30 protein-coding genes are annotated in these 26,552 nt (G+C 69.9%); 20 read left to right on the top strand and 10 right to left on the bottom strand.

From position 1 onward, the window contains the following. Positions 1–90: 90 nt before the first annotated feature. A complete protein-coding gene (locus ABE438_RS09520) occupies positions 91–687 on the bottom strand; it encodes a histidine phosphatase family protein (protein WP_346502369.1) in 597 nt (198 codons plus the stop codon). Positions 688–825: 138 nt separating this feature from the next. Between ABE438_RS09520 and folP the strand changes: the two genes are divergently transcribed. Genes folP through folK form a run of 3 tightly spaced genes read left to right on the top strand, consistent with a single transcriptional unit; the run spans position 826 to position 2,538 of the window. Further along, a complete protein-coding gene (gene folP, locus ABE438_RS09525) occupies positions 826–1,659 on the top strand; it encodes a dihydropteroate synthase (RefSeq protein ID WP_346502370.1) in 834 nt (277 codons plus the stop codon). Beyond that, a complete protein-coding gene (folB, locus tag ABE438_RS09530; RefSeq protein ID WP_346502371.1) occupies positions 1,656–2,030 on the top strand; it encodes a dihydroneopterin aldolase in 375 nt (124 codons plus the stop codon). Before folP ends, folB begins: the two co-directional genes overlap by 4 nt. Beyond that, positions 2,020–2,538 (top strand): 2-amino-4-hydroxy-6-hydroxymethyldihydropteridine diphosphokinase, encoded by a 519-nt coding sequence (gene folK, locus ABE438_RS09535; protein WP_346502372.1) that lies wholly within the window; start codon positions 2,020–2,022, stop codon positions 2,536–2,538. The genes folB and folK overlap by 11 nt, the downstream gene beginning before the upstream one ends. A 90-nt stretch (positions 2,539–2,628) precedes the next feature. Here folK and fabI read toward each other — a convergent pair whose 3' ends face one another. The 3 genes from fabI to ABE438_RS09550 all read right to left on the bottom strand — a co-directional run bounded on the left by fabI (position 2,629) and on the right by ABE438_RS09550 (position 4,998). Then, positions 2,629–3,468 carry an enoyl-ACP reductase FabI gene (gene fabI / locus ABE438_RS09540; protein ID WP_346502373.1) on the bottom strand — a complete coding sequence of 280 codons (840 nt, stop codon included), beginning with the start codon at positions 3,466–3,468 and terminating at the stop codon, positions 2,629–2,631. Positions 3,469–3,563: 95 nt separating this feature from the next. Continuing rightward, a complete protein-coding gene (locus tag ABE438_RS09545; protein ID WP_346502374.1) occupies positions 3,564–4,487 on the bottom strand; it encodes a J domain-containing protein in 924 nt (307 codons plus the stop codon). Positions 4,488–4,578: 91 nt separating this feature from the next. After that, a complete protein-coding gene (locus ABE438_RS09550; RefSeq protein WP_346502375.1) occupies positions 4,579–4,998 on the bottom strand; it encodes an RT0821/Lpp0805 family surface protein in 420 nt (139 codons plus the stop codon). Between the two features lie 185 nt (positions 4,999–5,183). On the opposite strand from ABE438_RS09550, the gene pdxH reads away from it, so the two are divergent. The 8 genes from pdxH (at position 5,184) to ABE438_RS09590 (ending at position 10,283) form a co-directional block, all read left to right on the top strand. Further along, positions 5,184–5,798, top strand: a complete 615-nt coding sequence (gene pdxH, locus ABE438_RS09555) for a pyridoxamine 5'-phosphate oxidase (RefSeq protein WP_346502376.1) — start codon at positions 5,184–5,186, stop codon at positions 5,796–5,798. Between the two features lie 26 nt (positions 5,799–5,824). Beyond that, complete coding sequence (locus ABE438_RS09560; RefSeq protein WP_346502377.1) at positions 5,825–6,601, top strand: SDR family NAD(P)-dependent oxidoreductase; 777 nt, start codon at positions 5,825–5,827, stop codon at positions 6,599–6,601. Continuing rightward, positions 6,598–7,080 carry an NUDIX hydrolase gene (locus ABE438_RS09565; RefSeq protein WP_346502378.1) on the top strand — a complete coding sequence of 161 codons (483 nt, stop codon included), beginning with the start codon at positions 6,598–6,600 and terminating at the stop codon, positions 7,078–7,080. The genes ABE438_RS09560 and ABE438_RS09565 overlap by 4 nt, the downstream gene beginning before the upstream one ends. Beyond that, entirely contained in the window at positions 7,077–7,508 is a 432-nt protein-coding gene (locus ABE438_RS09570) for a TIGR02301 family protein (protein ID WP_346502379.1), read from the top strand. Before ABE438_RS09565 ends, ABE438_RS09570 begins: the two co-directional genes overlap by 4 nt. A 161-nt stretch (positions 7,509–7,669) precedes the next feature. Continuing rightward, on the top strand, positions 7,670–7,939 hold the full coding sequence (locus ABE438_RS09575; RefSeq protein WP_346502380.1) for a hypothetical protein: 270 nt from the start codon (positions 7,670–7,672) through the stop codon (positions 7,937–7,939). 216 nt (positions 7,940–8,155) lie between these two features. Beyond that, entirely contained in the window at positions 8,156–9,043 is an 888-nt protein-coding gene (gene ygfZ, locus ABE438_RS09580; RefSeq protein ID WP_346502381.1) for a CAF17-like 4Fe-4S cluster assembly/insertion protein YgfZ, read from the top strand. Further along, positions 9,040–9,678, top strand: coding sequence for a DNA-3-methyladenine glycosylase I (locus ABE438_RS09585; RefSeq protein WP_346502382.1), 639 nt, complete (start codon positions 9,040–9,042; stop codon positions 9,676–9,678). The genes ygfZ and ABE438_RS09585 overlap by 4 nt, the downstream gene beginning before the upstream one ends. 38 nt (positions 9,679–9,716) lie before the next feature. Continuing rightward, positions 9,717–10,283 carry an HD family hydrolase gene (locus ABE438_RS09590; protein WP_346502383.1) on the top strand — a complete coding sequence of 189 codons (567 nt, stop codon included), beginning with the start codon at positions 9,717–9,719 and terminating at the stop codon, positions 10,281–10,283. A 57-nt stretch (positions 10,284–10,340) separates the two neighbouring features. Here ABE438_RS09590 and ABE438_RS09595 read toward each other — a convergent pair whose 3' ends face one another. After that, the gene (locus ABE438_RS09595; protein WP_346502384.1) at positions 10,341–10,628 is read right to left on the bottom strand and encodes an SH3 domain-containing protein; all 288 of its coding nucleotides are present in this window, start codon (positions 10,626–10,628) and stop codon (positions 10,341–10,343) included. A 214-nt stretch (positions 10,629–10,842) separates the two neighbouring features. Between ABE438_RS09595 and ABE438_RS09600 the strand changes: the two genes are divergently transcribed. The 5 genes from ABE438_RS09600 (at position 10,843) to ABE438_RS09620 (ending at position 16,065) form a co-directional block, all read left to right on the top strand. After that, a complete protein-coding gene (locus ABE438_RS09600; protein ID WP_346502385.1) occupies positions 10,843–11,529 on the top strand; it encodes an OmpW/AlkL family protein in 687 nt (228 codons plus the stop codon). 183 nt (positions 11,530–11,712) lie between these two features. After that, complete coding sequence (gene aceB / locus ABE438_RS09605) at positions 11,713–13,311, top strand: malate synthase A (RefSeq protein WP_346502386.1); 1,599 nt, start codon at positions 11,713–11,715, stop codon at positions 13,309–13,311. Between the two features lie 114 nt (positions 13,312–13,425). After that, positions 13,426–14,478 carry a DUF3616 domain-containing protein gene (locus ABE438_RS09610; protein WP_346502387.1) on the top strand — a complete coding sequence of 351 codons (1,053 nt, stop codon included), beginning with the start codon at positions 13,426–13,428 and terminating at the stop codon, positions 14,476–14,478. Continuing rightward, positions 14,478–15,050: an NUDIX hydrolase gene (locus ABE438_RS09615; protein ID WP_346502388.1), complete on the top strand. Its 573-nt coding sequence runs from the start codon at positions 14,478–14,480 to the stop codon at positions 15,048–15,050. Before ABE438_RS09610 ends, ABE438_RS09615 begins: the two co-directional genes overlap by 1 nt. Before the next feature lie 124 nt (positions 15,051–15,174). Next, a complete protein-coding gene (locus tag ABE438_RS09620) occupies positions 15,175–16,065 on the top strand; it encodes a hypothetical protein (protein ID WP_346502389.1) in 891 nt (296 codons plus the stop codon). An 11-nt stretch (positions 16,066–16,076) separates the two neighbouring features. Here ABE438_RS09620 and gpmI read toward each other — a convergent pair whose 3' ends face one another. Both gpmI and ABE438_RS09630 read right to left on the bottom strand, forming a co-directional pair. After that, positions 16,077–17,591, bottom strand: a complete 1,515-nt coding sequence (gene gpmI, locus ABE438_RS09625) for a 2,3-bisphosphoglycerate-independent phosphoglycerate mutase (RefSeq protein WP_346502390.1) — start codon at positions 17,589–17,591, stop codon at positions 16,077–16,079. Positions 17,592–17,694: 103 nt separating this feature from the next. Next, complete coding sequence (locus ABE438_RS09630) at positions 17,695–18,462, bottom strand: glucose 1-dehydrogenase (protein WP_346502391.1); 768 nt, start codon at positions 18,460–18,462, stop codon at positions 17,695–17,697. 171 nt (positions 18,463–18,633) lie between these two features. On the opposite strand from ABE438_RS09630, the gene ABE438_RS09635 reads away from it, so the two are divergent. The 4 genes from ABE438_RS09635 to ABE438_RS09650 all read left to right on the top strand — a co-directional run bounded on the left by ABE438_RS09635 (position 18,634) and on the right by ABE438_RS09650 (position 23,793). Further along, positions 18,634–19,671: an L-idonate 5-dehydrogenase gene (locus ABE438_RS09635; protein WP_346502392.1), complete on the top strand. Its 1,038-nt coding sequence runs from the start codon at positions 18,634–18,636 to the stop codon at positions 19,669–19,671. 55 nt (positions 19,672–19,726) lie between these two features. Further along, the gene (locus tag ABE438_RS09640) at positions 19,727–20,137 is read left to right on the top strand and encodes a low affinity iron permease family protein (RefSeq protein WP_346502393.1); all 411 of its coding nucleotides are present in this window, start codon (positions 19,727–19,729) and stop codon (positions 20,135–20,137) included. A 121-nt stretch (positions 20,138–20,258) separates the two neighbouring features. After that, positions 20,259–21,932 (top strand): formate--tetrahydrofolate ligase, encoded by a 1,674-nt coding sequence (locus ABE438_RS09645; protein WP_346502394.1) that lies wholly within the window; start codon positions 20,259–20,261, stop codon positions 21,930–21,932. A 106-nt stretch (positions 21,933–22,038) separates the two neighbouring features. Further along, the gene (locus ABE438_RS09650; protein ID WP_346502395.1) at positions 22,039–23,793 is read left to right on the top strand and encodes a sensor domain-containing diguanylate cyclase; all 1,755 of its coding nucleotides are present in this window, start codon (positions 22,039–22,041) and stop codon (positions 23,791–23,793) included. A 48-nt stretch (positions 23,794–23,841) separates the two neighbouring features. Here ABE438_RS09650 and ABE438_RS09655 read toward each other — a convergent pair whose 3' ends face one another. The 3 genes from ABE438_RS09655 to ABE438_RS09665 form a co-directional block, all read right to left on the bottom strand. Then, complete coding sequence (locus ABE438_RS09655; RefSeq protein ID WP_346502396.1) at positions 23,842–24,966, bottom strand: S-(hydroxymethyl)glutathione dehydrogenase/class III alcohol dehydrogenase; 1,125 nt, start codon at positions 24,964–24,966, stop codon at positions 23,842–23,844. A gap of 37 nt (positions 24,967–25,003) precedes the next feature. Next, positions 25,004–25,288: a metal/formaldehyde-sensitive transcriptional repressor gene (locus tag ABE438_RS09660; protein WP_346502397.1), complete on the bottom strand. Its 285-nt coding sequence runs from the start codon at positions 25,286–25,288 to the stop codon at positions 25,004–25,006. 120 nt (positions 25,289–25,408) lie between these two features. Beyond that, positions 25,409–26,326, bottom strand: coding sequence for an outer membrane protein (locus tag ABE438_RS09665; protein WP_346502398.1), 918 nt, complete (start codon positions 26,324–26,326; stop codon positions 25,409–25,411). Positions 26,327–26,552 lie beyond the last annotated feature (226 nt).

Raw genomic sequence — 26,552 nt, forward strand, 5'->3', positions numbered from 1 at the left:
ATAGGACGGCTATATTGTCAAGATGTGACTGAACCGGCGCTGAACGGCAAGTGCCGAGCCGTTTGCGGGGACCGCTTCAAGCCGCCGCAGTCACATCCAGCTCGCCTTGGAGCCCTCGACCACGAGAATCTTGCCCTGCCAGATCTCGACCTTGGCGGCCTCGGCCGGGGAAACCGCGCCGATCAGCGCCAGCACGGCGCGCGCGACGCCGCCATGGCTCACCATCACCGTGTCGGGCGCCATCGCCGCGAGCGCCGGGCCGATGCGGTCGGCCAGCATGCGGTAGCTCTCGCCGCCGGGCGGGACGAAGCCCCATTTGTCCTTCTCACGGGCCTGCGCCAGCTCGCGCTCGCTCTTGCGGATCTCGCGCCAGGTGAAGCCTTCCCACTCGCCGAAGGTCAGCTCGCGCAGGCGGTGATCGGTGGCGTAGTCCGCGACCGGCAGGGCGAGCTCGCGGCGCAGGATCGTCATCGTCTCCTGGGCGCGCTGCATCGGCGAGCAGACATAGTCCAGCGTGGCGAAGCCGGGCGCGATCTCGCGCAGCCGCCGTCCGGCCTCCTCCGCCTGCATGCGGCCGAGCGCGTTCAGTGGAATGTCCTTGCCGCCCTGGAGCCGCCCCTCGCGGTTCCAGTCGGTTTCGCCATGGCGGACGAGGAAGAGGCGCGCGGGAATCGTGAACGTCGTCATGGCTCCAAGCTCATGCACGCTGGCCGCCGGAGCGTCAAAGCCGCAAGCCGCTACGGAGGGCTCGCCGCGGCAACCCGGCTTTCCCTGTGGCCGCGCCGCCACGGCCTGTGTAAGACGCGCTGTCGAAACGAGTTCGCCATGCACGCCACCCTCACCCTGCCCGACGGCCGCACACTGCCGCTCGGGCCGCGACCGCTCCTGATGGGCGTGGTCAACGTCACGCCGGATTCCTTCTCGGATGGCGGGCTGTTCGCCGAGGCGGGCAAGGCCGTGGCGCATGCGCTGGCCCTGGCCGGCGAAGGCGCCGACATCGTCGATATCGGCGGAGAATCGACCAGGCCCGGCCATGCCCCGCTCGACGCGGAGGCGGAAGCCGCGCGCGTTCTGCCGGTGATCCGCGGCACGCTCTCCGGCAGCACCGTCCCGGTCTCGATCGACAGCTACAAGTCTGAGGTCGCGCGCGCCGCCCTCGCCGCCGGTGCCGCCATCGTCAACGATGTCTGGGGCTGCCAGCGCGACCCGGCGATCGCCGCCGTCGCGGCCGAGCATGGCGCGCCGATGATCCTGATGCACAACCGCGAGACGGCGGATGCCGGGCTCGACATCCTTGCCGAGGTGCTGCGCTTCCTCGAGCGCTCGCTCGCCATCGCGACCTCGGCCGGCGTGCCGCGTGCGCAGATCGTCGTCGATCCCGGCATCGGCTTCGGCAAGACGCCGGAGCAGAACCTGCTGCTGATCGACCGGCTCGACCGGCTGCGCGACGCGCTCGGCTGCCCGGTGCTGCTCGGCGCCTCGCGCAAGTCGACGCTGGGCCTGATCACCGGCAAGACCGTCCCCGCCGAGCGGCTGGCCGCCAGCCTGTCGGCGCATCTCTACGGGGTGATGCGCGGTGCCGCCATCATCCGCGCCCATGATGTCGACGCCCATCTCGACGCGTTGAAGGTCTGGGCCGCCATCGGAGCAAGGCCATGAGCGCCACCGGACAGATCTTCATCGAGGCGCTCGACCTCTACGCCTATCACGGCCATTTCGCCGAGGAGGGCCGGCTCGGCCAGCGTTTCTCGATGGATCTGGTGCTCGATTGCGACCTGCGCGCCTCGTCGGTCAGCGACGATCTCGAGGATACGGTCGACTATGGCGCGGTGGTCGCCCTGGTCAGCAAGGTGTTCTCAGCCAGGCGCTTCCGCCTGCTCGAGGCGGCGGCGCGCGCCCTCGCCGACGCCATCCTCGAGGCCTATCCCAAGGTGACGCGCGTCGGCGTCACCCTGCGCAAGCCGGCCCCGCCCATTCCGGGACGGATGGAATCGGTCGGCATCCGGCTGGACTTCACCCGTGAGCGCTGAGGCGGCGCTCGGCCTCGGCGGCAATCTCGGGGACCCGGTCGCAGCCTTCGCCACGGCGCTGCGGCGCCTCGGCGCGACGCCGGGCGTCGCCTTGCGCGCGCGCTCCTCGGTCTGGCGCACCGCCCCCTGGGGCGTCGAGGACCAGCCTGAGTTCCGCAACATGGCGGTTCTGGTCGAGACCACGCTGCCGGCCGAGGAACTGCTGGCGCTGTGCCTGGCGATCGAGCGTGAAGGCGGCCGCGAGCGCCGGGAGCGCTGGGGCCCGCGCACCCTCGACATCGACATCCTCACCTTTGGCGACGCCGCCATTGACCGGCCGGGCCTGCAGATCCCACATCCGCGCATCGCCGAGCGCGCCTTCGTGCTGGCGCCGCTGGCCGAGATCGCGCCCCGAACCGCGATCGGCGGCCGCGCGGTCGCCGATCTGCTGGCTACGCTGGCGGATGCCGAGGTCCGCCGCGACGCAGACGAGACCGCGCGCCTCGCGACGCTGCTCGCCGGCGCCTGAACGGCGAAGGCCGGAGACGGTCTCCCGCCCCCGGCCTCGCGATCTGTCAGAGACCGTCGATGATCGCCGCCGGCCGGGCCGCGTCGCGGCTCACTCGCCCTTGTCGAGGGTGATGTCCGGGGCGGTCGGCACCTTCATGCCGACGACATGGTAGCCGGCATCGACATGCATGATCTCGCCGGTGATGCCGCGCGACATGTCGGAGACGAGGAAGACCGCGGTCTCGCCGACCTCCTCGATGGTGACGGTGCGGCGCAGCGGCGAGTTGTACTCGTTCCAGCGCAGGATGTAGCGGAAATCGCCGATGCCCGAGGCGGCGAGCGTCTTGATCGGGCCGGCCGAGATCGCGTTGACGCGGATCTTCGAGGGGCCGAGATCGGCGGCGAGATATTGCACGCTCGACTCCAGCGCCGCCTTGGCCACGCCCATGACGTTGTAGTGCGGCATCCACTTCTCGGCGCCGTAATAGGTCAGCGTCAGCAGCGAGCCGCCATCCGGCATCAGCTTCTCGGCGCGCTGGGTGATCGCCGTGAAGGAATAGCAGGAGATCAGCAGCGACTTGGTGAAGTTGCCCTCGGTCGTCTCGACATAGCGGCCGGTCAACTCGTCCTTGTCGGAGAAGGCGATGCAGTGGACGACGAAGTCGAGCTTGCCCCAGAGCTTCTCGATCTCGGCGAAGACCGCGTCGATCGAGGCCGGGTCGGTGACGTCGCAATGGCCGACCAGATGCCCGCCGAGCTGCTTGGCGAGCGGCTCGACGCGCTTGCGCAGCGCGTCGCCCTGATAGGTGAACGCCAGTTCGGCGCCGGCATCCGCGGCGGCCTTGGCGATGCCCCAGGCGATCGAGCGGTTGTTGGCGACGCCCATGACGAGGCCGCGCTTGCCCTTGAGGAGATTGGCGGTGTGGGCGGCGCTGCTGGAATCAGGCATCGGAGACCTTCGAACTGGACGAACCGGCGGGAGGGGCCGGAGGGTCTCTTAGCCGAGGCTGCGAAGCTGTGGAAGCCCGCCCGCCGGATTCCTGTTCAGCCCGCCCGCGCCTTCATCAGCGCGGTCAGTTCGGCGTCCTCGGCGGGCATCTCGATGTCGAGCGCGACGAAGAGGTCGCCATGGCCGTCCTTCTTGCCGGTCGGCAGGCCCTTGCCGCGCAGCCGGAACTGCCGCGTCGTGCCCGTCAGCGGCGGCACCTTCATCTCCACCGCGCCCGACAGCGTCGGCACATGGATCGCCCCGCCAAGCACGGCGGTGGCCAGCGGCACCGCCACCCTTGCACGCAGATCGCTGCCGTCGACGGTGAAGCGCGGATCGGGCCTGACCTTGATCGTCATCAGCACGTCGCCGGCCTCGCCGGTCAGCGGATGCAGCTGGCCGAGGCCGCGCAGGCGCATCACCTTGCCGTCGGCGACGCCCTCGGGGATCGTCACCTCGATCTCGCGTCCGCCCGGCAGCTTGACCCGGCGCGTACCGCCATTGGCCGCCTCGGCAAGCGTGACCTCGAGCGTGAACTGCTGCTCGGGCGGCTTGGCCGACTGGTTGGGGCGCTGGCGCCCGCCGCGCCGCGCCGCATCGCCGAACAGCGAGCCGAAGATGTCGGCCGGATCGAAACCCGCCTCCGGCCCGCCGCCGCGGCCGAAGGGCGAGCCGCCCATGTCGAAATGGTATTCGTGGCTGCCCTGTCGCGCCCCGCCGCGCCCGGCGCCCATGCCCTCGAAGCCCGAGAAGCGCGGCTTGCCCTCGGCGTCGATCTCGCCGCGGTCGAACTGCTTGCGCTTCTGCTCGTCGCCGAGCACCTCATAGGCGGTATTCAGCTCGGCGAACCTGTCCTGGGCCTTGGGATCGCCCTGGTTGCGGTCGGGGTGCAAGTCCTTGGCGCAGCGGCGATAGGCCTTCTTGATCTCGGCCTCGCTGGCCGATTTCGCCACACCCAGAACCTGATACGGATCACGCATTCGAAAACCCCGGAAGCATTCCCGGCCCCGTCTGCCCGGAGCCGCCTCCTAGATGGGATGACTGTGGCCTGTTCGCAACAGGCGATCGGGCTCAGCTTTCGCCTTTCCAGGGCTTTGCGTCGCGGATCGACCACTCGCCGCCGGAAGGCCGGCAGGCCGTGCCCTGGAGCCTGACCGGGCCGCTCTGCAGCGCCATCGAGGCCAGGAAGGCCCGGCAGATCTCGTCTTCCTTGAGGAAGGGCCCGCCGACCGGGGTGAAGCGACCCTTCATGCCGCTCTGGGCATTGTCCCAGGAGACCGGCGCGCCATTGCCCTGCGGATCGAGCGCCAGTGCCAGCGCGCCGGAAGCCCTGCGGACATCCTCCGGGCCGAGATCCGGCGCCAGCCCGCCGAGCCCGCCCTCACCAAGACCGCCCGCGCCAAGCCCGCTGCGCGCCGGCAGCACCGAGGCGGTGGTCATCGCGACCTCGTCCTCGGCCTTGCTGGACAGGCCCATGATCGGGAAGGACATGGAGCATCCGCCCGCGGCCAGCCCGCACAGCACCACCGCTGCGAGCGATGTGCGGCGCGCGGCGGTGCCCGCGGCTTCGAGGCTCTGGCTCGCTGGCTCGCAGGCTCTATATATGACTGCCGACTCCAACCACATGACGGATCGCGCTCGCCCGACGCTTCCTGAAACTTCAAAGGACTAAGCACGTGAACCCGTTAACGAGCGGTGACTTCACCGAGGCCGAGGAGCCCTTCGCGCTGTTCGGAACCTGGCTGGAAGAGGCGAAGGCGTCGGAGCCGAACGACCCGAACGGCATGGCGCTCTCGACCGTGGACGCCGACGGCATGCCGAATTCCCGCATGGTCCTGCTCAAGGATTTCGATGCGGACGGCTTCGTGTTCTACACCAACACCCAGAGCCAGAAGGGCCAGGAGCTGCTCGGCCAGGGCAAGGCCGCGGCGCTGTTCCACTGGAAGAGCCTGCGCCGGCAGGTGCGGGTGCGCGGCCCGGTCTCGCTGGTCAGCGACGCCGAGGCGGACGCCTATTTCCGCTCCCGCCCGCGCGACAGCCGCATCGGCGCCTGGGCCTCGCAGCAGTCGCGCCCTTTGGAGAGCAAATACGCGCTGGAGAAGGCGGTGGCGAGCTATGCGCTGAAGTTCGGCGTCGGCGAGGTGCCGCGCCCGCCCCATTGGACCGGCTTCCGCATCGCGCCGGTCTATATCGAGTTCTGGCGCGACGGCGCCTTCCGCCTGCACGACCGCATCGTCTTCCGGCGCCCCTCCCCCGAGGGCGACTGGACCCGGACGCGGCTCTATCCCTGACGCCCCTTCGAGGACACAACGCCGCCATGGCCATGCCGACATTCGATTTCCCCGCGACGGAGCCCGGCAAACGGCCCGTCATGCTGCTGACCGGCGCCAGCCGCGGCATCGGGCACGCCACGGTGATGCAGTTCGCCATGGCGGGCTGGCGCATCCTGTCCTGCTCGCGGCAGGCCTTCTCCGACAAGTGCCCCTGGCCCTCGGGCGCCGACGATCACGTCCAGATCGATCTCGGCGACCCCGAGGACACGATGCGCGGCATCGCCGAGATCAAGAAAAGGCTGGCGGCCGAGGGCGGCAAGCTGCACGCGCTGGTCAACAATGCCGGCATCTCGCCCAAGGGCAGGGAGGGCGCCCGTCTCGGCGCCGCCACGACCTCGTTCAACGACTGGCACAAGGTCTTCCAGGTCAACTTCTTCGCGCCGATCATGCTGGCGCGCGGCCTGCTCGACGAATTGACCGCGGCGAAGGGCACCATCGTCAACGTCACCTCGATCGCCGGCTCGCGCGTGCACCCGTTCGCGGGCGCGGCCTACGCCACCTCCAAGGCGGCGCTCGCCAGCCTGACCCGCGAGATGGCGGCGGATTTCGGCCCTCTCGGCGTGCGCGTCAACGCGATCTCGCCCGGCGAGATCGACACCGCCATCCTCTCCCCCGGCACCGACAAGATCGTCGAGAAGCTGCCGCTGCAGCGGCTCGGCCGCACCGAGGAGGTCGCCAAGGCGATCTATTTCCTCTGCACCGACGCTTCGAGCTACGTCACCGGCGCCGAGCTCCACATCAATGGCGGGCAACACGTGTGAGCGGCGAGGGCGGCCGGGTCATCCGCTTCCCCCACCCGGCGCGGAAGCTGGCGCGGCCGGTGCTGGCCGCCTCGCTCGCCGTCTTCCGTGACGGCAAGGTGCTGCTCGCGACCCGCACCAGCCCCCCGGCCGACCGGCTCTGGTCGCTGCCGGGCGGCAAGGTCGAGGCCGGCGAGAGCCTGGAGGACGCGGCCCTGCGTGAACTGGCGGAGGAGGTCGGCGTCAGCGCCCGCATCGTCGGCTTCAACCGCCATGTCGAGATCGTCGGCCGCGATGCCGGCGGCACGGTCACGCATCATTTCGTCGTCGCCTCCTTCGTCGGGCAATGGCTCTCGGGCGAGCCACGTCCCGGCCCGGAGGCGGGCGAGGTGATGTGGGCGGACCCGCTCAGGCTCGGCGGCCTGCCAACGACGCGCGAGCTCGGCGACGTGCTGCGCCGCGCCGCGGCGATCGCGGCCGAAGCGGCGGCCCTGCCATGAGGCGCGCCATCGCCCTGTTCGTCCTGGCGACGCTGGTCGGGGGCACGCCCGCCCTCGCCCAGCAGCGGCCGGCGAGCCCGCCCGCGCAGAAGCCCGCCGAGGCGACGGCCGAGCCGGAGGCGCCCGCCCCGCCCTACGAGCCGCAATTGCTGTCGCTGGCCGAGCTGATGGGCTCGCTGTCCTATCTGCGCACGCTGTGCGGGGCGCGTGAGGCCGAGGACTGGCGCGAGCGGATGGCGGCGCTGCTGGAGGCGGAGGGGCGCAGCCCCACTCGCAAGGCCCGGCTGAGCGGCGCCTACAACCGGGGCTTTCGCGCCTATGCCGCGACGCACCGCGTCTGCGGCGAGGGCAGCCGCGAGGCTGCGGCACGGCTGGCGCGCGAGGGCGAGGTGCTGGCGCGGGCGCTGGCGGGGCGCTTCGGCGGCTGATCCGGCCGGTTGCGCCGAATTATCCCCCGGCCGTTAACCTTTCTTAAAGACCATGATGGCGCGCCCGGAACTGCCGCCTTATGGTTTCCGACAGATCACCGGGATGGTCGTGTTTCACGTCGATCCCGCCCTGTCCGCCAGCGCCCGAGTTGTCCGTTTTCATGTCCGTTCTCTCCGACGATCTGCCGCTCGATCCGACGCTCGCCGAAGATGTCCGTGACGCGCGTCGCGTGGCCTATTGCTATATCGAGGACGCCTTCACCGAGGCGCAGCAGGACGGGCTCGATTCCGACGCGCTCGCCCATGCCGCCCTGTTCGCGGCGATGCGGACGCTGGTGGAGACCTATGGCGAGGACGCGACTGCCGTCTTCGCCGAGGGCCTGGCCGAGAAGATCCGCACCGGCACCTTCTCCACCGGTACCCGCCACTGAGGCGCACCGCCTGACGGGCCGCCTCGCGGCCGAGTTCCCCGAAGCTGCCACCCCGGCCGGCACCCGTTTTCCGGGCGAGCGGTTGAGCCGGCGCGCGAAGCCTCCTATAGCGTCGGGCCGCGATACGGGCCGGGCTTGCCGGCCCCCGTCGATGCGCGGACCATCCCCTCCGGCGGCGGCCAGCAGCTCCGCCGGCCGACAACGGAAGAGGCCCCCATGCCGGCAGCGAGACTGGTCGACCGTGGCGTGATTCGGGTCGGCGGCGCGGATGCCCGCGACTTCCTGCAGAACCTCGTCACCAACGAGATGTCCGAGGTCACGGCCACTCGCGCAGGCTATGGCGGGCTCCTGACACCGCAGGGCAAGATCATCGGCGATTTTCTGGTGGTCGCCGTGCCCGATGAGGAGGGCGGCGGCTTCTTGCTCGACTGCCAGCTGCTGCGTGTGCCCGACCTGATGAAACGCCTGAAGCTCTACAAGCTGCGCGCCAAGCTGACGCTCGACGATCTGATCGAGGCGACCGCCGTGCTCGCCAGCGACGACGGCGCCCCGCTGCCGGCCGATGCCGGCGTGGTCTATGCCGATCCGCGCCTGCCGGCGCTGGGCGAGCGTGCCATCTGCGATCGCGACGGCGTCGAGGAGATTGCCACCGGCAGCGCCGACGCCTATCACGCCCGGCGCATCGCCCTCGGCATCCCGGATGGCGGACGCGATTTCCTCTATGACGACACCTTCCCGCACGAGGCGCTGTTCGACCAGCTCGGCGGCGTCTCGTTCAAGAAGGGCTGCTATATCGGCCAGGAGGTCGTCTCGCGCATGCAGCACCGCGGCACGGCCCGCACCCGCATCGTGCCGATCGTCTTCCCCGAGGGGCTCCACCCGGAAGACGGGATCGAGGCCAGCGCCGGCGGCAAGACGCTCGGTCGCGTCGGCGGCTGCGCCGGCGGCCGGGCGCTCGCCATGCTGCGGCTCGACCGCGTCGCCGACGCCATCGCGGCCGGGCAGACGCTGGATGCCGGCGGCATCGCCTTCACCCTGGCCGAGAAGCCCGGCTTCCTGCGCTTCCCCTATCCGGGCGAGGCCGGCTTCGGGGAGCGCGCATGAGCGGGCGCAACATGAGCGGGCGCGAGGCCATTCCCGGCCCGGACGGGCGCTATCGCTGCATCTGGCCGGGCACCGACCCGCTCTACCTCGCCTATCACGACGAGGAATGGGGCGTGCCCGAATATGATTCGCGCGCGCTCTGGGAGAAGCTGATCCTCGACGGCTTCCAGGCCGGGCTCTCCTGGATCACCATCCTGCGCAAGCGCGACGCCTTCCGCAGCGGCTTCGCCGGCTTCGATCCGGAGGCCGTCGCCCGCTTCGGCGAGGAGGACGTCGCCCGCCTGCTCGCCGATGCCGGCATCGTGCGCCATCGCGGCAAGATCGAGGGCACAATCCGCAATGCGCAGGCCTATCTGCGCATCAGCGAGAAGGAGCCCTTCGCCGACTTCCTCTGGCGGCGGCTCGACGGGCGCGTGCTGCAGAACGGCTTCCGCACCCATGAGGAGGTCCCGGCCGAGACGGCGCTGTCCAAGGCGATCTCCAAGGACCTCAAGACGGCCGGCTTCACCTTCTGCGGGCCGACGATCGTCTACGCCTTCATGCAGGCCTGCGGGCTGATCAACGACCACCTCGCCGGCTGCTTCCGCTTCGAGGAATGCCGGGTGCTGGCGCGCGATACGCGGCCCGGCGGCTGATGGCCCGCCCGCCTGCCCCGCCCCGGGCCTGGCAGCGCATGCTGTCCGGCCGCCGGCTCGACCTGCTCGATCCTTCCCCGCTCGACGTCGAGATCGAGGACATTGCGCACGGGCTCGCCCGCGTGGCGCGCTGGAACGGCCAGACCCGCGGCGCCCATTCCTTCTCGGTGGCGCAGCACTCGCTGCTGGTCGAGGCGATCGCCGCTCATCTCAACCCGGACTGGCCGGCCGGCTGGCGGCTGATGGCGCTGCTGCACGACGCCCCGGAATATGTGATCGGCGACATGATCTCGCCGTTCAAGGCGGTGATGGGCGACGCCTACAAGGGCGTCGAGACCAGGCTGCTGGCGGCGATCCATCTGCGCTTCGGCCTGCCGCCCGCGCCGCCGGCGCTGCAGAAGCGCAAGACCAAGCAAGCCGACATGATCGCGGCCTTCCTCGAGGCGACCGAGCTCGCCGGCTTCGCCCGCGAGGAGGCGCTGCGCTTCTTCGGACGCCCGCAGCCACTGCCGCGTCCGGTGCTGGCCCTGGTCGAGCCGCTGCCGACGCAGGCCGCCGAGGCCGCCTTCATCGCCCGTTTCGAGGCGCTCTCCGCGGCCGCCTGAGCCTGCCAAACCGGGCGCCGGCCGGCATGGCGCCCGCGGCCTCTCAGCGGCCGCGGCTCAGTAGCAGGAGATGAATTCGCGATAGACCCAGCCGACGATATGGGCCGAGCCGCGCGGGCTGATCAGCACCCAGGGCCGGCCGCGCTCGTCATGGCCGCTGTTGACCACGCGCACGCCGGCGCCGTTGCGGACGCGGCCGATGATGTCGCCGTTCGGCGTCTCGCGGATGTTGAGCGGCGTGCCGGTCGGGTCGGTGACGGCGCAGCGGTTCTGGGCCAGCGCGGGCGAAGCGGTGAGGCCCGTCAGCACAAGGGCGGCGAGGAGCGCCGGGCGGGTGGCGGTCATGGAATGGTCCTTCGATCGGCGCCGGAACGCGCCTTTCCACGCCATGTCCGGGTCAGGCCGGTTTTCGCCACGCCACTGTCACAGGAATGCCACGGTCGCGCCCGCGCTACGGCGACGGGCCGCTTGTTTGATCCAGGTCAAAGTCGCGCCCCTGCGCGCCATGGTGGAAAGGCCGCGTACCGCCGCTGCGGCCTCTCGCTCAGGAATCACTTCGATGACGCGCAACCTTGCCCTCGCCCCGCTCGCCGCCCTGCTGCTGGGCACGACGGTGCTCGGTGCCGCCGCCGCCGACCTCCCCTCCCGCAAGGGTGCGCCGCTGGCGCCGGTGGTCGACATCTGGAACCCCTGGATGATCCGCGGCCGCGCGCTCGTCGTCGTCCCGCAGGAGCAGGCCAAGCTGCGCGCCGGCGGCGCCCCGATCGTCGGCGGCGACGTCAGCATCTCGACCTCGGTCGTCCCCGAGCTCGACATCACCTACTTCTTCACCAAGAACTTCGCCGCCGAGCTCATCCTCGGCGTGACCCCGCACAATGTGAAGGGCGCGGGCGCCCTCGCCGGCGCCAAGATCGGCTCGGCCTGGCTGCTGCCGCCGACCCTGACCCTGCAGTACCATTTCGACCCGATCGGCGCGTTCAAGCCCTATGTCGGCGCCGGCGTGAACTACACCGTCTTCTTCAACGAGAAGGCCAAGGGCGGCTTCACCAGCTTCGATCTGAAGGACTCGTTCGGCCTCGCCCTGCAGGCCGGCGTCGACATCATGCTGGACCGCCATTGGGGCATCAACTTCGACGTGAAGAAGATCTTCCTGGAGCCCAAGGTGAAGGTGAACAATGGCGCCGTGACCGGCAAGGTCCGCATCGATCCCTGGATCTTCGCGACCGGCGTCACCTACAAGTTCTGATCGCGCGTTTCGCGCATCCGGCCCCTTTGCGGGTCGCCGAACCGATCATGCCGTCGCCGCGAGGCGGTGGCATGATTGTTTCCGGATTGGAACAGGTCCTCGGACATCCACTCGTCTTCCGGATAAAATCCTGAGCGGGCAGAGTACCTCCGGCATCGCAGATGCGTTCAGGAGGAAACCGACATGTCCAGCCTCACCCCGCCCGCCGGCGTCGTGGTCAAGGGCGCGCTCGCCGCCCGCTATGACGAGATCCTGACGCCCGAGGCGCTGGCCTTCGTCGCCGAGCTGCATCGCCGCTTCAACGAGACCCGCAAGCGCCTGCTGGCGCTGCGTGTCGAGCGGCAGAAGCGCTTCGACGGCGGCGAGACACCCGACTTCCTGGCCGAGACCCGCCATATCCGCGAAGGCGACTGGACCGTCGCGCCGATCCCGGCCGACCTGCAGGACCGCCGCGTCGAGATCACCGGTCCCGTCGACCGCAAGATGATCATCAACGCGCTGAACTCGGGCGCCAAGGTGTTCATGGCCGATTTCGAGGACGCCTCCTCGCCGGTCTGGTCCAACATGATGGACGGCCAGCTCAACCTGAAGGACCGCTGGGCCGGCACGATCGACTTCACCGACCCGGTCAGCGGCAAGGCCTATGCGATCAAGGACAAGCCCGCCGTCCTGATCATCCGTCCGCGCGGTTGGCACCTGCCGGAGCGTCACATCCTGATCGACGGCGAGGAGGCCTCCGGCTCCCTGGTCGATTTCGGCCTCTACCTCTTCCACAACGCCAAGGCGGCGCTGGCGCAGGGCTCGGGCCCCTATTTCTACCTGCCGAAGCTGGAGAGCCATCTCGAGGCGCGGCTGTGGAACGACGTCTTCGTCGCGGCGCAGGACGCGCTCGGCCTGAAGCGCGGCACCATCAAGGTCACGGTGCTGATCGAGACCCTGCCGGCCGCCTTCGAGATGGACGAGATCCTCTACGAACTGCGCGAGCACATCGCCGGGCTGAATTGCGGCCGCTGGGACTACATCTTCTCCTTCATCAAGAAGCTGGCCCGCAACAAGGCCTATGTCCTGCCCGACCGCTCGCAGGTCGTGATGAGCAAGGCCTTCCTGCGTGCCTATTCGCTGCTGCTGATCAAGACCTGCCATCGCCGCGGCGCCTTCGCCATGGGCGGCATGGCGGCGCAGATCCCGGTAAAGAACAATCCCGAGGCCAACGCCGCCGCCTTCGCCAAGGTCAAGGCGGACAAGGAGCGCGAGGCCGGCGACGGCCATGACGGCACCTGGGTCGCCCATCCCGACCTCGTCCCGGTCGCGATGGAGGTGTTCGACCGGCTGATGCCGCAGCCGAACCAGCTCGGCAAGCTGCGCGAGGACGTGCAGGTGGGCCGCGAAAACCTGCTCGAAGTGCACGAGGGCACCCGCACCGAGGAGGGCTTCCGCGAGAACATCCGCGTCGGCGTCCAGTATATCGAGGCCTGGCTGCGCGGCCGGGGCGCGGTGCCGATCTACAACATGATGGAGGACGCGGCGACCGCCGAGATCAGCCGCGCCCAGATCTGGCAGTTCGTCCAGTACGGCGTCACGCTGGAGGGCGGCGTCACGGCCGATGCCGCGCTGTTCCGGCGCTGCCTGCCGCAGGAGATGGAGCGCGTGCGCGGCGAGCTTGGGGCAGAAGCCTACGACAAGGGCCGCTTCCCGGAGGCGATCGCGCTGTTCGAGGCGCTCTCGCTGGCGCCGCGCTTCGAGGAGTTCCTGACGGTCCCGGCCTACGCCAAGCTGGCCTGACCTGCCCCTCCGTCACGCATGCGAGCGGGCGTCGCCTCAAGGCGGCGCCCGCTTCGCTTTGACATCGGCCCGGCGGCGCCGCTTAATCCGGCGCAGCCCCCACCCGGAATCGCCATGTCGCCCCGCCTGATCGCCCTTCTGCTCGCCTCGGTCCTGCCCGCTTTGCCGGCCGCGGCCGAGACCCTGACGCCCTATCAGCGCCTGCGCGCCGATGGCGACTTCTCGGGCAGCAAGGCGGGCGGCAAGCCGGCGGTCGATCTCAGCGGCCTGGCCTGCATGCCGGCGGCCACCGGTACGCTGCGCTGCCTCGTCATCAACGACGAGGGCTCCTTCGCCCAGTTCGCCAGCATCGCCGAGAACCGGGTCAAGCCCGGCGCCACGGTGCCGCTGATCGGCGACGAGGCCTCGGATGCGACGCTCGGCACCCCGCCGCGCGATCTCTGCCGCGCGCCCGGCCCCTTCGCCGAATTCGACGGCGAGGCGGTCACCTATGCCGAGGGCGCCTTCTACATCGCCGGCTCGCACGGCTGCTCGCGCCGCAAGGGCGAGTTCCGGCTCTCCGCCTTCCATCTCGCCAGGCTCAAGGTCGACGAGGCCGGCGCGCCCTCCGGCAAGGTCGAGCTGACCTACCGGCTCAGCGACGTTCTGCGCCGTGCCGACGAGGTCTCGGGCTATTTCGGCAAGGATCTCGACGGCGAGAACGGCCTCAATGTCGAGGGGGTCGCCGTCACCGGCGCCACGCTCTGGGCCGGGCTGCGCGCGCCCTCCCTGACCGACCGGGCCTATCTCGTCGGCGCCCCGGTCGAGGCGCTGTTCGCGCCCGGCAAGGCGGCCGCCACGGTGATGCCGACGGTGCTCGCCATTCCCGCCGGCAAGGACCGCGGCGTGCGCGATCTCGCAGCGCTGCGCGACGGCCGGCTGCTGGCGCTGGTCGGGCCGAGCCAGGAACAGGCGCAGCCCTACGCGCTGCTGCTGGTCGATCCCGCCCGGCCGACCGGCTCGCGCCTGCTTGGCACCCTGCCCTCCCGCCCCGGCCACAAGGCCGAGGCCGTCACCATTCTCGGCCAGCGCGGCAGCAGGCTCGACGTGATCGTCGGCTATGACGGCGCCCGCAATGGCGGGTTCGAGCATTATCGCATCCCGCTGCCGGAGGCGGCCGCCCGCTGATGAGCACCGCCTTCCCAGCCCGGCTCGAGACCGCGGTCTCGCGCTATCTCGCCGAGGTCGCGACGCCGCGCCGCGAGCATCTCTCGCTGCTGCGCTGGCAGATGGCGCAGGGCCATGTGCTCGACAGCCGCGAGACCTTCCCCGGCCACGTCACCACCAGCGCCTTCGTGCTCTCGCCCGACCATGCGCAGGTGCTGCTGATCGACCATGTCGTGATCGGCCGCTGGCTGCAGCCCGGCGGCCATTACGAACCGGCCGAGGCCTTCCACCTTTCGGCCGCGCGCGAGGCGGTGGAGGAGACCGGCGTGGCGGGCCTTCGGCTGCATCCCTGGCATGCCGGGCAGGACCTGCCCTTCGCCATCGACAGCCACGACGTGCCCGGCAAGCCGGCGCGCGGCGAGCCGGCGCATGTCCATCACGACCTGCAATATCTCTTCCTCGCCGACCCCGCCCTGCCGCTGGTGGCGCAGGAGGAGGAGGTTCACGCCGCGGCCTGGACAGAGCTCTCCGCGCTGGCCGAGATCGCGCCGGTCGCCTTCGCCCGGCTGGCCGGCGTCACCCCGCCCGGCTGAACCGCTATTGCGGCGCCGCAACACCGCGGCGCAATGCGCGGCGAGCGCCACGCGCCCCCTGCCCAAATCGCCTGAAGCGGCGCAGTCTGCCGCGGCTCGCAACCGCATGCCGCGCAGGTGGCCGATGGCGCCGAACCACGTTGTCCCGATCCTGGCCGCCCTGGCCTGGCTCTCGCCCGCTGTCGCCGCCGACCCGCCCTCTCCTTCCCCCGCGCCGCAGGCCGCCTCGGCCTGCACCGAAAGCGCCGGCATCCCGACCGACGCCTTCGGCTTCACCAGCGGCTCGGACGTCGCCGTCAAGGGCTCCTTCGGCACCAGCCTGAGCTATGGCGGCGGCTTCGGCGCCCGCGACGGCCGCATGCCGCTCCACGCGCTGCAGTTGCAAGGCTCATATGGGCTGGCGCCCTGCCTCGAGATCGGCCCCTATCTGCTCGGCGGCCATGCCGGCGGGCGCATTGCCGGCGCCGGGATCGACGCGACCAGCGGCGGCGCCGGGATCGAGATGAAGTACCGGCTGCTCGGCCGCGACCTCCACGGCATCGGCCTCACCGCCGTGGTCGATCCGAGCGTCACCCGCACCGACCCGTCGGGCGCGGTGCCCTTCACCGGCTACAATACGGGGCTTCGCCTCTATGCCGACGCGGCGCTGCTGCCCGGCCGGCTCTTCGCCGCGCTCAACCTCTCGCAGGATCTGAGCTGGACCGGCCCCTCGCCCTATCTGCGCTCCTCGACGCTGACGCTGGGCGGCTCGCTCGCCTGGCAGGTCGCGGACGGGCTCTATCTCAGCGCCGAGGCGCGCCATCAGCGCCGCTACGCCACGCTCGGATTCGACAAGGAGGTCGGCCATGCCAGCTTCGCCGGGCCGGGCGTGTTCTGGCAGGCGACGCAGGCGCTCGCGCTCTCGGCCGCCTACAATGTGCAGCTCGCCGGCCACGCCAGGGGCGTGCCCGGCCGCATCGATGTCAGCAATTTCAGCCAGCACCTCGTCAAGGTGAAGGCGGCCTACGGCTTCTGAGCGCGGCGCCTTCAGCGCAGCAGCGAGGTTCCCGTCATCTCCGCCGGCTGGTCGATGCCGAGCAGCGCCAGCAGCGTCGGCGCGACATCGGCGAGGCGGCCCTCCGCCAGCGCCGTCGCGCCGCTGCCGATCACCATGGCCGGCACCGGGAAGGTGGTGTGGGCGGTATGGGGATTGCCGGTCACCGGATCGGTCATCAGCTCGCAATTGCCGTGGTCGGCGGTGACGAACAGCGCGCCGCCCTTGGCCAGGATCGCCTCGGCGATGGCGCCGAGCCCGGCATCGACGGTCTCGACCGCCTTGATCGCGGCCGCAAGCACGCCGGTATGGCCGACCATGTCGGGATTGGCGAAGTTCAGCACGACCAGGTCGTAGCGCCCGCTCTCGACCGCCTCGACCACCTTGCGGGTCAGCTCCGGCGCGGACATTTCAGGCTGGAGATCATAGGTCGCGACCTTGGGCGAAGGCGTCATGCTGCGCTCCTCGCCGGCGAAGGGCTCCTCGCGCCCGCCATTGAAGAAATAGGTGACGTGCGGGTACTTCTCGGTCTCGGCGAAGCGGATCTGCGCCAGCCCGGCCTTGGACACCGTCTCGCCGAGGCCGTTGGCCAGGCTCTGCGGCGCGAACAGCGCCGGCATCACGCGATCGAGCTCGGAGCTGTAGGAGGTCATGCCCACAGCCGCGACGAGCTTAGGCCGCCGCGGGCGCGCGAAGCCGCTGAAGGCGTCGAACAGCAGCGGCGCCAGGATCTCGCGGATGCGGTCGGCGCGAAAATTGAAGCTCAAGAGCCCGTCGCCGTCGCGCATGCCGGCATAGCCGCCGGTCACCGCCGGCTTGATGAACTCGTCGCCGATGTCCGCCGCATAGGCCGCCTCGATCGCGGAGGCCGCGCTCGGCATCGCCGGCCCCTCGCCCAGCGCCAGCGCCCGCCAGGCCAGTTCCACCCGCTCCCAGCGGTTGTCGCGGTCCATGGCGTAGTAGCGGCCGCTCAGGGTCGCGATGCGCGCGCCCTGCGGCAGTGCCGCCTCGAGCGCGGCGACATAGTCCGCGCCCGAGCGCGGCGGCGTATCGCGCCCGTCGGTGAAGACATGGACGGCGACCGGGATGCCGGCCTCCGTCACCAGCCGCGCCAGCGCGACCGCATGGTCCTGATGGGCGTGGACGCCGCCGGGCGAGACCAGGCCGAGCAGATGGCAGGTGCCGCCGCTCGCCCTCAACGCGTCGATCAGCCCGCTTCCTGCCAGCGCCTGGCGCAGCGTGCCGTCGATGATCGCCTGGTTGATGCGCGGCAGGTCCTGCATCACCACGCGGCCGGCGCCGAGATTGAGATGGCCGACCTCGGAATTGCCCATCTGCCCCTCGGGCAGGCCGACATCGAGCCCGGAGGTGCGCAGGAAGGCATGCGGGCTCGAGGCCCAGAACCGGTCGAAATTCGGGGTATTCGCCAGCCGGACGGCGTTGCTGGTCCGCTCGTCGCGCCAGCCCCAGCCATCGAGGATCATCAGCATGACGGGGCGGCTCGGCATCGGTCTGTCCTCGGGCGGGCGTGAACTGCCGCAGCAGATATCACGCCCGGCCCAGCCAAGGCGAGCGCAGCCTTGGTCAGGCTGCCCCGCCTCGCGCGCCGCGTCAGACGACGGCGGTCATGCCGCCATCGACCATCAGCAGATGGCCGTTGACGTAGTTCGAGGCCTCCGAGGACAGGAAGATCGCCGCGCCCGCCAGTTCCTTGGTCTCGCCCCAGCGCCCGGCCGGCGCGCGGCTCTTCACCCAGCTGGAGAAGGCCTCGTCGGCGATCAGCGCCTTGTTCAGCTCGGTGGCGAAATAGCCCGGCCCGATGGCGTTGACCTGGATGTTGTGCTTGCCGAGCTCGGCGGCGACGCCCTGCGTCATCAGCGCGACGGCCCCCTTCGAGGCGGCATAGGGCACGATGCTCGGCCGGCCGAGCTTGCTCTGCACCGAACCGATATTGACGATCTTGCCGCGGGCGCGCGGCACCATGCGCTTCGCCACGGCCTGCGTCACATAGAAGACCGAGTGCAGGTTGGTCGCCATCAGCGCGTGCCAGTCCTCGACGGGGAAGTCGACGAAGGCGTTGCGCTTCTGCGTGCCGGCATTGTTGATCAGGATGTCGATCGGGCCGATCTCGGCCTCGATGCGCGCCACCCCGGCCTCGACGGCCGCCTGGTCGGTGACGTCGAAGGCGGCGACCGAGGCCTTGAGGCCCTCGGCGGCCAGCGCCGCGCGGGCCTTGTCCAGCTTGCCGGCATCGCGCCCATTGAGCACGAGATGCGCACCGGCGGCCGCCAGCCCTTCCGCGATGGCGAGCCCGATGCCCTGGCCGGAGCCGGTCACCAGCGCGATCCTGCCGTCGAGCTTGAACAGATTGAGCGACATCCTATCCTCCCGGTCGCGATGAGCCTCGCCAGCGCCCCGCTTCACCGGCATGGCGCGCGTGAGGCTTTGCAGGTCTCGGGGGCTTGGGCAAGCCCTTTAAAACGATTAGACAACTGCGATGAAGAGACACCGCGCCGGCTTCTCGCCGGGCGGCTTCCGGGAGAACAACGCATGCGCGCCGTCGTCATCCATGCCGAGAAGGACCTGCGGGTCGAGGAGATGGCCGTGCCGGATCTCGGCCCGCTCGACGTGCGCGTGCGCATGAAGGCCGGCGGCATCTGCGGCTCGGACCTGCATTACTACCTGCATGGCGGCTTCGGCACGATCCGGGTGCGCGAGCCGATGGTGCTCGGCCACGAGATCGCCGGCATCGTCGAGGCGGTCGGCGCCGAGGTCTCGCGCGTCGCGCCGGGCGATCTCGTCGCAGTCAATCCCAGCCGCGCCTGCGGCCAGTGCCGCTACTGCCAGAGCGGGCAGCAGCAGCACTGCACCGACATGCTGTTCTACGGCAGCGCCATGCGCTTCCCCCATGTGCAGGGCGGCTTCCGCCAGCAGCTGGTGATCGAGGAACGCCAGGCGGTGAAGCTGCCGAACGCGGTCGGCGCGGCGCAGGCCGCCTTCTGCGAGCCCTTCGCGGTCTGCCTGCACGCGGTGAAGCGCGCCGGCGCGCTGCTCGGCCGCAGGGTGCTGGTCACCGGCTCGGGCCCGATCGGCGTGCTGACCGTGGTGGCGGCGCGCGCCGCCGGCGCCGCCGAGATCGTGGTGACCGACGTCGCTGACGGCCCGCTGCCGACCGCGCTGGCGATGGGCGCGACCGCGGCGATCAACGTGATGGCCGAGCCCGAGCGGCTGAAGGCGGAGTACGGCGCCGAGAAGGGCAGCTTCGACGTAATGTTCGAATGCTCCGGCAACCAGCACGCGCTGACCGGCGCCTTCGACGCGCTGCGCCCCGGCGCGGTGATCGTGCAGATCGGGATGGGCGGCAACTTCACCATCCCGATGAACGTGGTCGTCGCCAAGGAATTCGACCTGCGCGGCTCCTTCCGCTTCCACGAGGAGTTCGCCTGGGCCGCCAGCCTGATCGGCTCCGGCCGCGTCGATCTCTCGCCGCTGCTGACCGCGACCTTCCCGATCGAGCAGGCGGTCGAGGCCTTCGACCTCGCCGCCGACAAGTCGCGCGCCATGAAGGTGCAGCTCTCCTTCGACTGAGCCGGAACGGCTTCGCCCCTGCCCGGTTGATCCCCGCATCTCACGGGGATCGACCATGGCATCCGCAAGCATCCTGTCCTCCGGCAAGCGCTCGCTCTTCACCCGCCTGTCGCAGGCGACGGCGCGCTGGGCCGGCAAGCCGCAGACCTTCTTCATCGCGCTCGGCGCCATCGTGCTCTGGGCCTTGTCGGGGCCGTTCTTCGGCTTCAACGACACCTGGCAGCTGGTGATCAACACCTCGACGACCATCGTCACCTTCCTGATGGTCTTCATCATCCAGAACAGCCAGAACCGCGACACGGCGGCCATGCAGATCAAGCTCGACGAGCTGATCGACAAGGTCGAGCACGCGCGCGAGGAACTGCTCGACCTTGAGGAGCTCGACGAGGAGGATCTCGAGCGCATCCGCCAGGAATTCGAGGCGCTGGCCCGCAAGGCCCGCGAGAGAGCGAGCCGCCCCGGTTGAGCCGATCGGCGCCGGGGATGGCGGCGCGCCCCCGGCTGGCGATCCGCGCGATTTTCTGCAAACTGTCGCCGAGGGGTGCGACCGGCAGGACGTCCCGCAGAACAGACAAGCGAGGGGCGGCATGCCGACCGATATCGAGATCGCCCGCGCGGCGACGCTGAAGCCTGTTGCGCTCGTCTCCGTCGAGGCCGGCATTCCCGAGGACGCCCTCCAACCCTATGGCAAGCATGTCGCCAAGGTCGCGACCGACGCGATCCCCGGTTTCGCCGAGCGTCCCGACGGCAAGCTGATCCTCGTCACCGCCATCAGCCCGACGCCGGCCGGCGAAGGCAAGACCACCACCACCGTCGGCCTCGGCGACGGGCTGCGGCGCAGCGGGCGGCGCACCATGATCGCGCTGCGCGAGCCCTCGCTCGGCCCCTGCTTCGGGCAGAAGGGCGGCGCCGCCGGCGGCGGCCACGCCCAGGTCGTGCCGATGGAGCAGATCAACCTGCACTTCACCGGCGACTTCCACGCCATCACCAGCGCCCACAACCTGCTCGCGGCGATGGTCGATAACCACATCTACTGGGGCAACGCGCTCGATCTCGACACGCGCCATGTCAGCTGGCGCCGCGTGCTCGACATGAACGACCGGGCGCTGCGCGCCATCGTCTCCTCTCTCGGCGGCCCCGGCAACGGCTTCCCGCGCGAGGACGGCTTCGACATCACCGTCGCCTCCGAGGTGATGGCCATCCTCTGCCTCGCCTCGGATGCGCGCGACCTCGAGGAGCGCCTCGGCCGCATCGTCGTCGGCCGCACGCGCGACAAGCGCCCCGTCACCGCAGCCGAGCTCAAGGCGCACGGCGCGATGAGCGTGCTGCTGCGCGACGCGCTGATGCCCAATCTGGTCCAGACGCTGGAAGGCACGCCCGCCTTCGTCCATGGCGGCCCCTTCGCCAACATCGCCCATGGCTGCAATTCGGTGATCGCGACGCGCGCCGCGCTCAAGCTCGCCGACTACGTCGTCACCGAAGCCGGCTTCGGCGCCGATCTCGGAGCCGAGAAGTTCTTCGACATCAAGTGCCGCAAGGCCGGGCTGAAGCCGGCGGCCGCCGTCGTCGTCGCCACCGTCCGCGCCCTGAAGATGCATGGCGGCGTCGCCCGCGACGCGCTCGGCACCGAGAATCTGGCGGCCCTGCGCGAAGGCCTCGCCAACCTCTCGCGCCATGTCGCCAATATCCGCAAGTTCGGCGTGCCGCCCATCGTCGCCATCAACCATTTCGCCGGCGACACCGAGGCCGAGCACGCGCTGATCCGCGAGCATTGCCGCACCCAGCTCGGCGTCGAGGCGGTGATCTGCCGCCACTGGGCCGAGGGCGGCGCCGGCACGCAGGAACTGGCCGAGCGGGTCGCCGCGCTGGCCGATGGCGACGAGGCCGATTTCCGCCCGCTCTATCCCGACGCCATGCCGCTGCGCGAGAAGATCGAGACCGTCGCCCGCGAGATCTACGGCGCCGCCGGCATCGCAGCCGACGGGCGCATCGCGTCGCGGCTCGCGGAGCTGGAAGCCGCCGGCCATGGCACGCTGCCGGTCTGCATCGCCAAGACGCAGTACTCGTTCTCGGCCGACCCGGCCCTGCGCGGCGCCCCGAGCGGCCATGTCGTGCCGGTGCGCGAATTGCGGCTCTCGGCCGGCGCGGGCTTCGTCGTCGCCATCTGCGGGGACATCATGACCATGCCGGGCCTGCCGCGGCATCCGGCGGCAGAGCGCATCCACATCGACGCGGCCGGCCATGTCGAGGGGCTGTTCTGAACATGCATCAAGCGGATTGCGGCGCGCGTAACCTGCTGTAAACCGTCTGATCCCACGGTGTTTCGCTGCGCGCGCCGATGGAGAGGGCGCCGCCGGAGACTGGACGATGCGATTGCTGACGGCCTGGCGGGAATCCGGCCTCAAGGTGCGGGTGCTCGTGTTCGTCACCGCCGCCATGCTGGCGATCGCCGTCCCCGCCTCCGGCATCTTCATGTGGATCGTCGACCGGACGGTGGTGAAGCTCGGCACGCTCTTCGCCGAAAAGCAGATCCTGTTCGACCGCTTCCGCGGGCTGGAGGCGCTGATGCGCGAGGTCTCGCTGGCCGAGACGGTGGCACGCGCGCCCGCCATCATCGAATGGGCGCAGGACGAGACGGACCCGGAGAAGGCGCGCCGCGGCCTCGCCGAGCTCGAGCACTATCGGCTCTCCTTCACCGATCGCAGCTATTTCGTCGTGCTCGACAAAAGCGCGAACTATTATTTCAACGACCGCAGCAACGCCTATGAGAAGGAGCGGCTGCGCTACACCCTCTCCCCCGACGATCCCAAGGACGCCTGGTACTACAAGACCCGCGCGCTCGGCTCCGGCTGCCATCTCAACGTCAACCGCGACGAGGTGCTCAACGTCACCAAGGTCTGGATCAACTGCATCATCAGCAAGGACGGCGTCACGCTCGGCGTGATCGGCACCGGCGTCGACTTGACCCAGTTCATCCGCGAGGTGGTCGAGTTCCCGCAGACCGGCGTGCAGAGCATGTTCGTCGACCTGCAGGGCGCCATCCAGGCCCATCGCGACCCGCGCGTCGTAGACTTCCACAGCCTCACCAAGGAGATCTCCAGCAAGCGCACCATCTTCCGCCTGCTGGAGAAGGACGCCGACCGCACCGCCATGGCGGAGATGATGCGCAAGGTCGCGACCGGCGAGCCGCTGGTGCTCTCGCGCTTCATGACGCTGAACGGCAAGGAGGTGCTGATCGGCGTCGGCTTCCTCGACCGGCTCGGCTGGTTCAACGTCACGGTGATGGACATCGACGCCATCATCGACCGCCGACTGTTCGCGCCGATCGCCGGGCTGATGGTGGCGATCCTGCTGGCCATGGCGCTCCTGATGACCATCCTGTTCAAGCGCCATGTCCTCGACCGGCTGAAGCGGGTCGAGCGCGGCGTCGAGCGGGTGCGGGCCGGCGAGTTCGGCGCGATCGAGGCCGAGGTCGGCAATGACGAGATCGCCCGGCTGTCGCGCTCCTTCCGCGACATGGCCGACGCCGTCGGCGACAATACGGTGCGGCTGGAGACCATGGTCCGCGAGCGCACCGAGAAGCTCGAGCGCCTGGCGCAATACGACCCGCTGACCTCGGTGCTCAACCGGCGCGGCTTCGAGGAGGCCTATCTGCGCGAGCGCAACCGCGCCCAGCGCGAGGGCCGCCGCTGCGGCCTCATCCTGGTCGATCTCGACCGCTTCAAGGCGATCAACGACGAGTTCGGCCATCACGCCGGCGACGAGGTACTGATCGCCTGCGCCCGGCGGATGCAGTCCTCGCTGCGCGGGCACGACGCCTGCGCCCGCTGGGGCGGCGACGAATTCATCGTGATGATCGCCGATTGCGACCAGGCGGCGCTGGAAGCCGCCTCGGCCCGGATCCTCGGCCTGATCCGCGGCACGCCGATCGCGCTCAGCGATGGGCGGGCGGTGGCGATGACCGTGAGCCTCGGCGGGGCGCTGGCCGGCCCGCAGGAGGACATCGACGAGGTGACCCTGAACGCCGACGCCGCCCTCTACCAGATCAAGCGCAGCGGCCGCGACGGCTACGCCCTGCACGATCCCGAACGCGCAGCGGCGCGGGTGGTGCGCGCGGACTGAGCCGCCCGGCGGCTGGAACGGGGGCGCCGGAGCGCCCCCGAAGGCCGGTCAGTAGACCACGACCGACCGGATCGACTTGCCCTCGTGCATCAGGTCGAAGCCGTGATTGATCTCGTCGAGCGAAAGCTTGTGGGTGATCAGGTCGTCTATGTTGATCTTCCCCTCCATGTACCAGTCGACGATCTTCGGCACGTCGGTGCGCCCGCGCGCGCCGCCGAAGGCCGTGCCCTTCCAGACGCGGCCGGTGACGAGCTGGAACGGGCGGGTGGCGATCTCCTTGCCGGCCTCGGCGACGCCGATGACGATCGACTCGCCCCAGCCGCGATGGCAGCATTCCAGCGCCTGGCGCATGACGTCGGTATTGCCGGTGGCGTCGAAGGAGAAGTCGGCGCCGCCGCCGGTCAGGTCGACGATGGCCTGCACGACCTTGTCGTTGCCGATCTCCTTCGGATTGACGAAGTCGGTCATGCCGAACTTGCGCGCCATCTCCTGCTTAGCCGGGTTGATATCGACGCCGATGATCTTGTCGGCGCCGACCATGCGCGCACCCTGGATCACGTTGAGGCCGATGCCGCCGAGCCCGAAGACCACGACATTCGCGCCCGGCCAGACCTTGGCGGTGTAGATCACCGCGCCGATCCCGGTGGTCACGCCGCAGCCGATATAGCAGATCTTGTCGAAGGGCGCGTCCTCGCGGACCTTGGCCAGCGCGATCTCGGGCAGGACCGTGAAGTTCGCGAAGGTCGAGCAGCCCATGTAGTGGAAGATCGTGCCGTCGCCCTGGACGCCGTCGCAGGAGAAGCGCGAGGTACCGTCCGGCATCAGGCCCTGGCCCTGCGTGGCGCGGATCGAGGTGCACAGATTGGTCCGGCGCGACAGGCAGGATTTACAGCTGCGGCATTCGGGCGTGTAGAGCGGGATGACGTGGTCGCCCGGCTTCAGCGAGGTGACGCCGGCGCCGACCTCGCGCACGATGCCGGCGCCCTCATGGCCGAGGATGGCCGGGAACTTGCCCTCGGAATCCAGCCCCGACAGCGTATAGGCGTCGGTGTGGCAGATGCCGGTCGCCATCACCTCGACCAGGACCTCGCCGGCCTTCGGCCCGCCGATCTCGATCGTCTCGATGGTGAGCGGCTTGCCGGCCTCCCAGGCTACGGCTGCGCGCGTCTTCATGTCTGTCCTCCTTGAAAACGATGTCGGGTCCGCGCGCCTATTTGAGATAGGTGCGCAGCATGCGGATGAGTTCGTCGAGATCGTCGCCGCGGTCGCGGTCCTGGGGCCCCGGCCCGCCGGCCGCCCCGAAGGTCTCGCGCAGATGGCCTTCGAACACCTCGGCCATCAGCCCGTTCGTCGCCCCGCGCAGCGCCGCGATCTGCTGCAGCAGCGCGCCGCAATCGGTGCCGGCCTCGACTGCGCGCTCCAGCGCCTCCGCCTGCCCCCTGATCCGGCGCAGGCGCGAAATGGCACGCTTCTTCTCGTCGGGCGTGTGCGGCATGGCTCACCCTTAGGGTACTAGAGGGGAGTATGTCAATTACGGATCGGCCGGGGCCCAGAACGCGAAAGCCCGCGCCTGCCGGAGCAGACGCGGGCTTTCGATGTTGGAAGAGGACTGCGCTCAGTACTTGCGGATCACGTGCGGGGCCGGCTCGTAGGCCACCGGCTGCTCCTTCACGCCGCAGCAGTTCGGATCGTTGAAGTTCCAGCGCATGCCGATGCGGAAGTCATGGCTGTCGATGCGCTTGAAGCGCACCGCCGAGCTCGGGTTGACCAGCGCGCCGGCGGCACCGTTGAGGCCGATCGTCGGGCCGTCGCCCATGTTGAGATAGCGATAGCCGACATCGAGCTTCAGGCTCGAGGTCACGTCGTAGGAGACGCCCGCCATCAGCGCCCAGGCCAGGTTGGTCTTGCTGGCCGAGTCGCCATAGGCATAGGAGATGTTGTCGAACTGCTGGCCGGCCGGACGGTTCAGGCCCGTATCGGTGAATCCGTTGATGCGGTGATTGGCGAAGCCGATGCCCGCGCCGAGATAGGGCGTCAGGCAGTTCCAGGTGCCGAGATCGACATAGGCGTTCACCAGGCCGACGAAGGTCGCGATGTCGGCGCGGTAGTTGTTGATCTGCTGGACCGGGAGGCCGCCGACACCGAGGTACTCGACATGGTCGCGGCCGTTGAACGCGGCCCCGCGATACTCGCCGGTGACGTCGACGCGGAACCAGCTGTTGAACTGGTAGCCCACGCCGAGGCCGGCGAAGGTGGCGACGCTGCGCTGCGGGGCGACCGTGCGGAACGAGGTGACGCTGGCCAGCACCGCCGGGTTGACCCCGTTCACGGTCACGTCGAGCTTGTCATAGGACTGCGCACCGACGCCGACATCGCCGCGCAGATACCAGCCTCCCCCGACGGCGCCGCGCAGGGCGACCGGCTCGGGCGGCGGAGGCGGCGGCGGTGCGACGGGGAAATCCGCGGCCTTGGCGGCAGTGAAAGCGCCCACGGCCATGGCGCTGGCGAGCGCGAGGGTTTTCAGGCTGCCCATGGCAGTGTCCTTCGTTCAGTGCGCGAAACGAGACGCAGCCCGCGCGAGTTACTGTCGAAGGAACTCTGCCAGTCAGGGGTTAAACGACACTTAACCCTAACGGCTAACCTTATTTTTTGTTGAACGGGCGCGCCGCCGGCAAGATGGGATGCCCATCCGACGACCGCCGGACGTTAGGGCAGAGCCGAGGGCCGGGAGGCCGCGCAGACCGGCCTCGGCTGCGGCG

Source organism: Allobosea sp. TWI1241 (genome assembly GCF_039673065.1).
Taxonomy (GTDB): Bacteria; Pseudomonadota; Alphaproteobacteria; order Rhizobiales; family Beijerinckiaceae; genus Allobosea.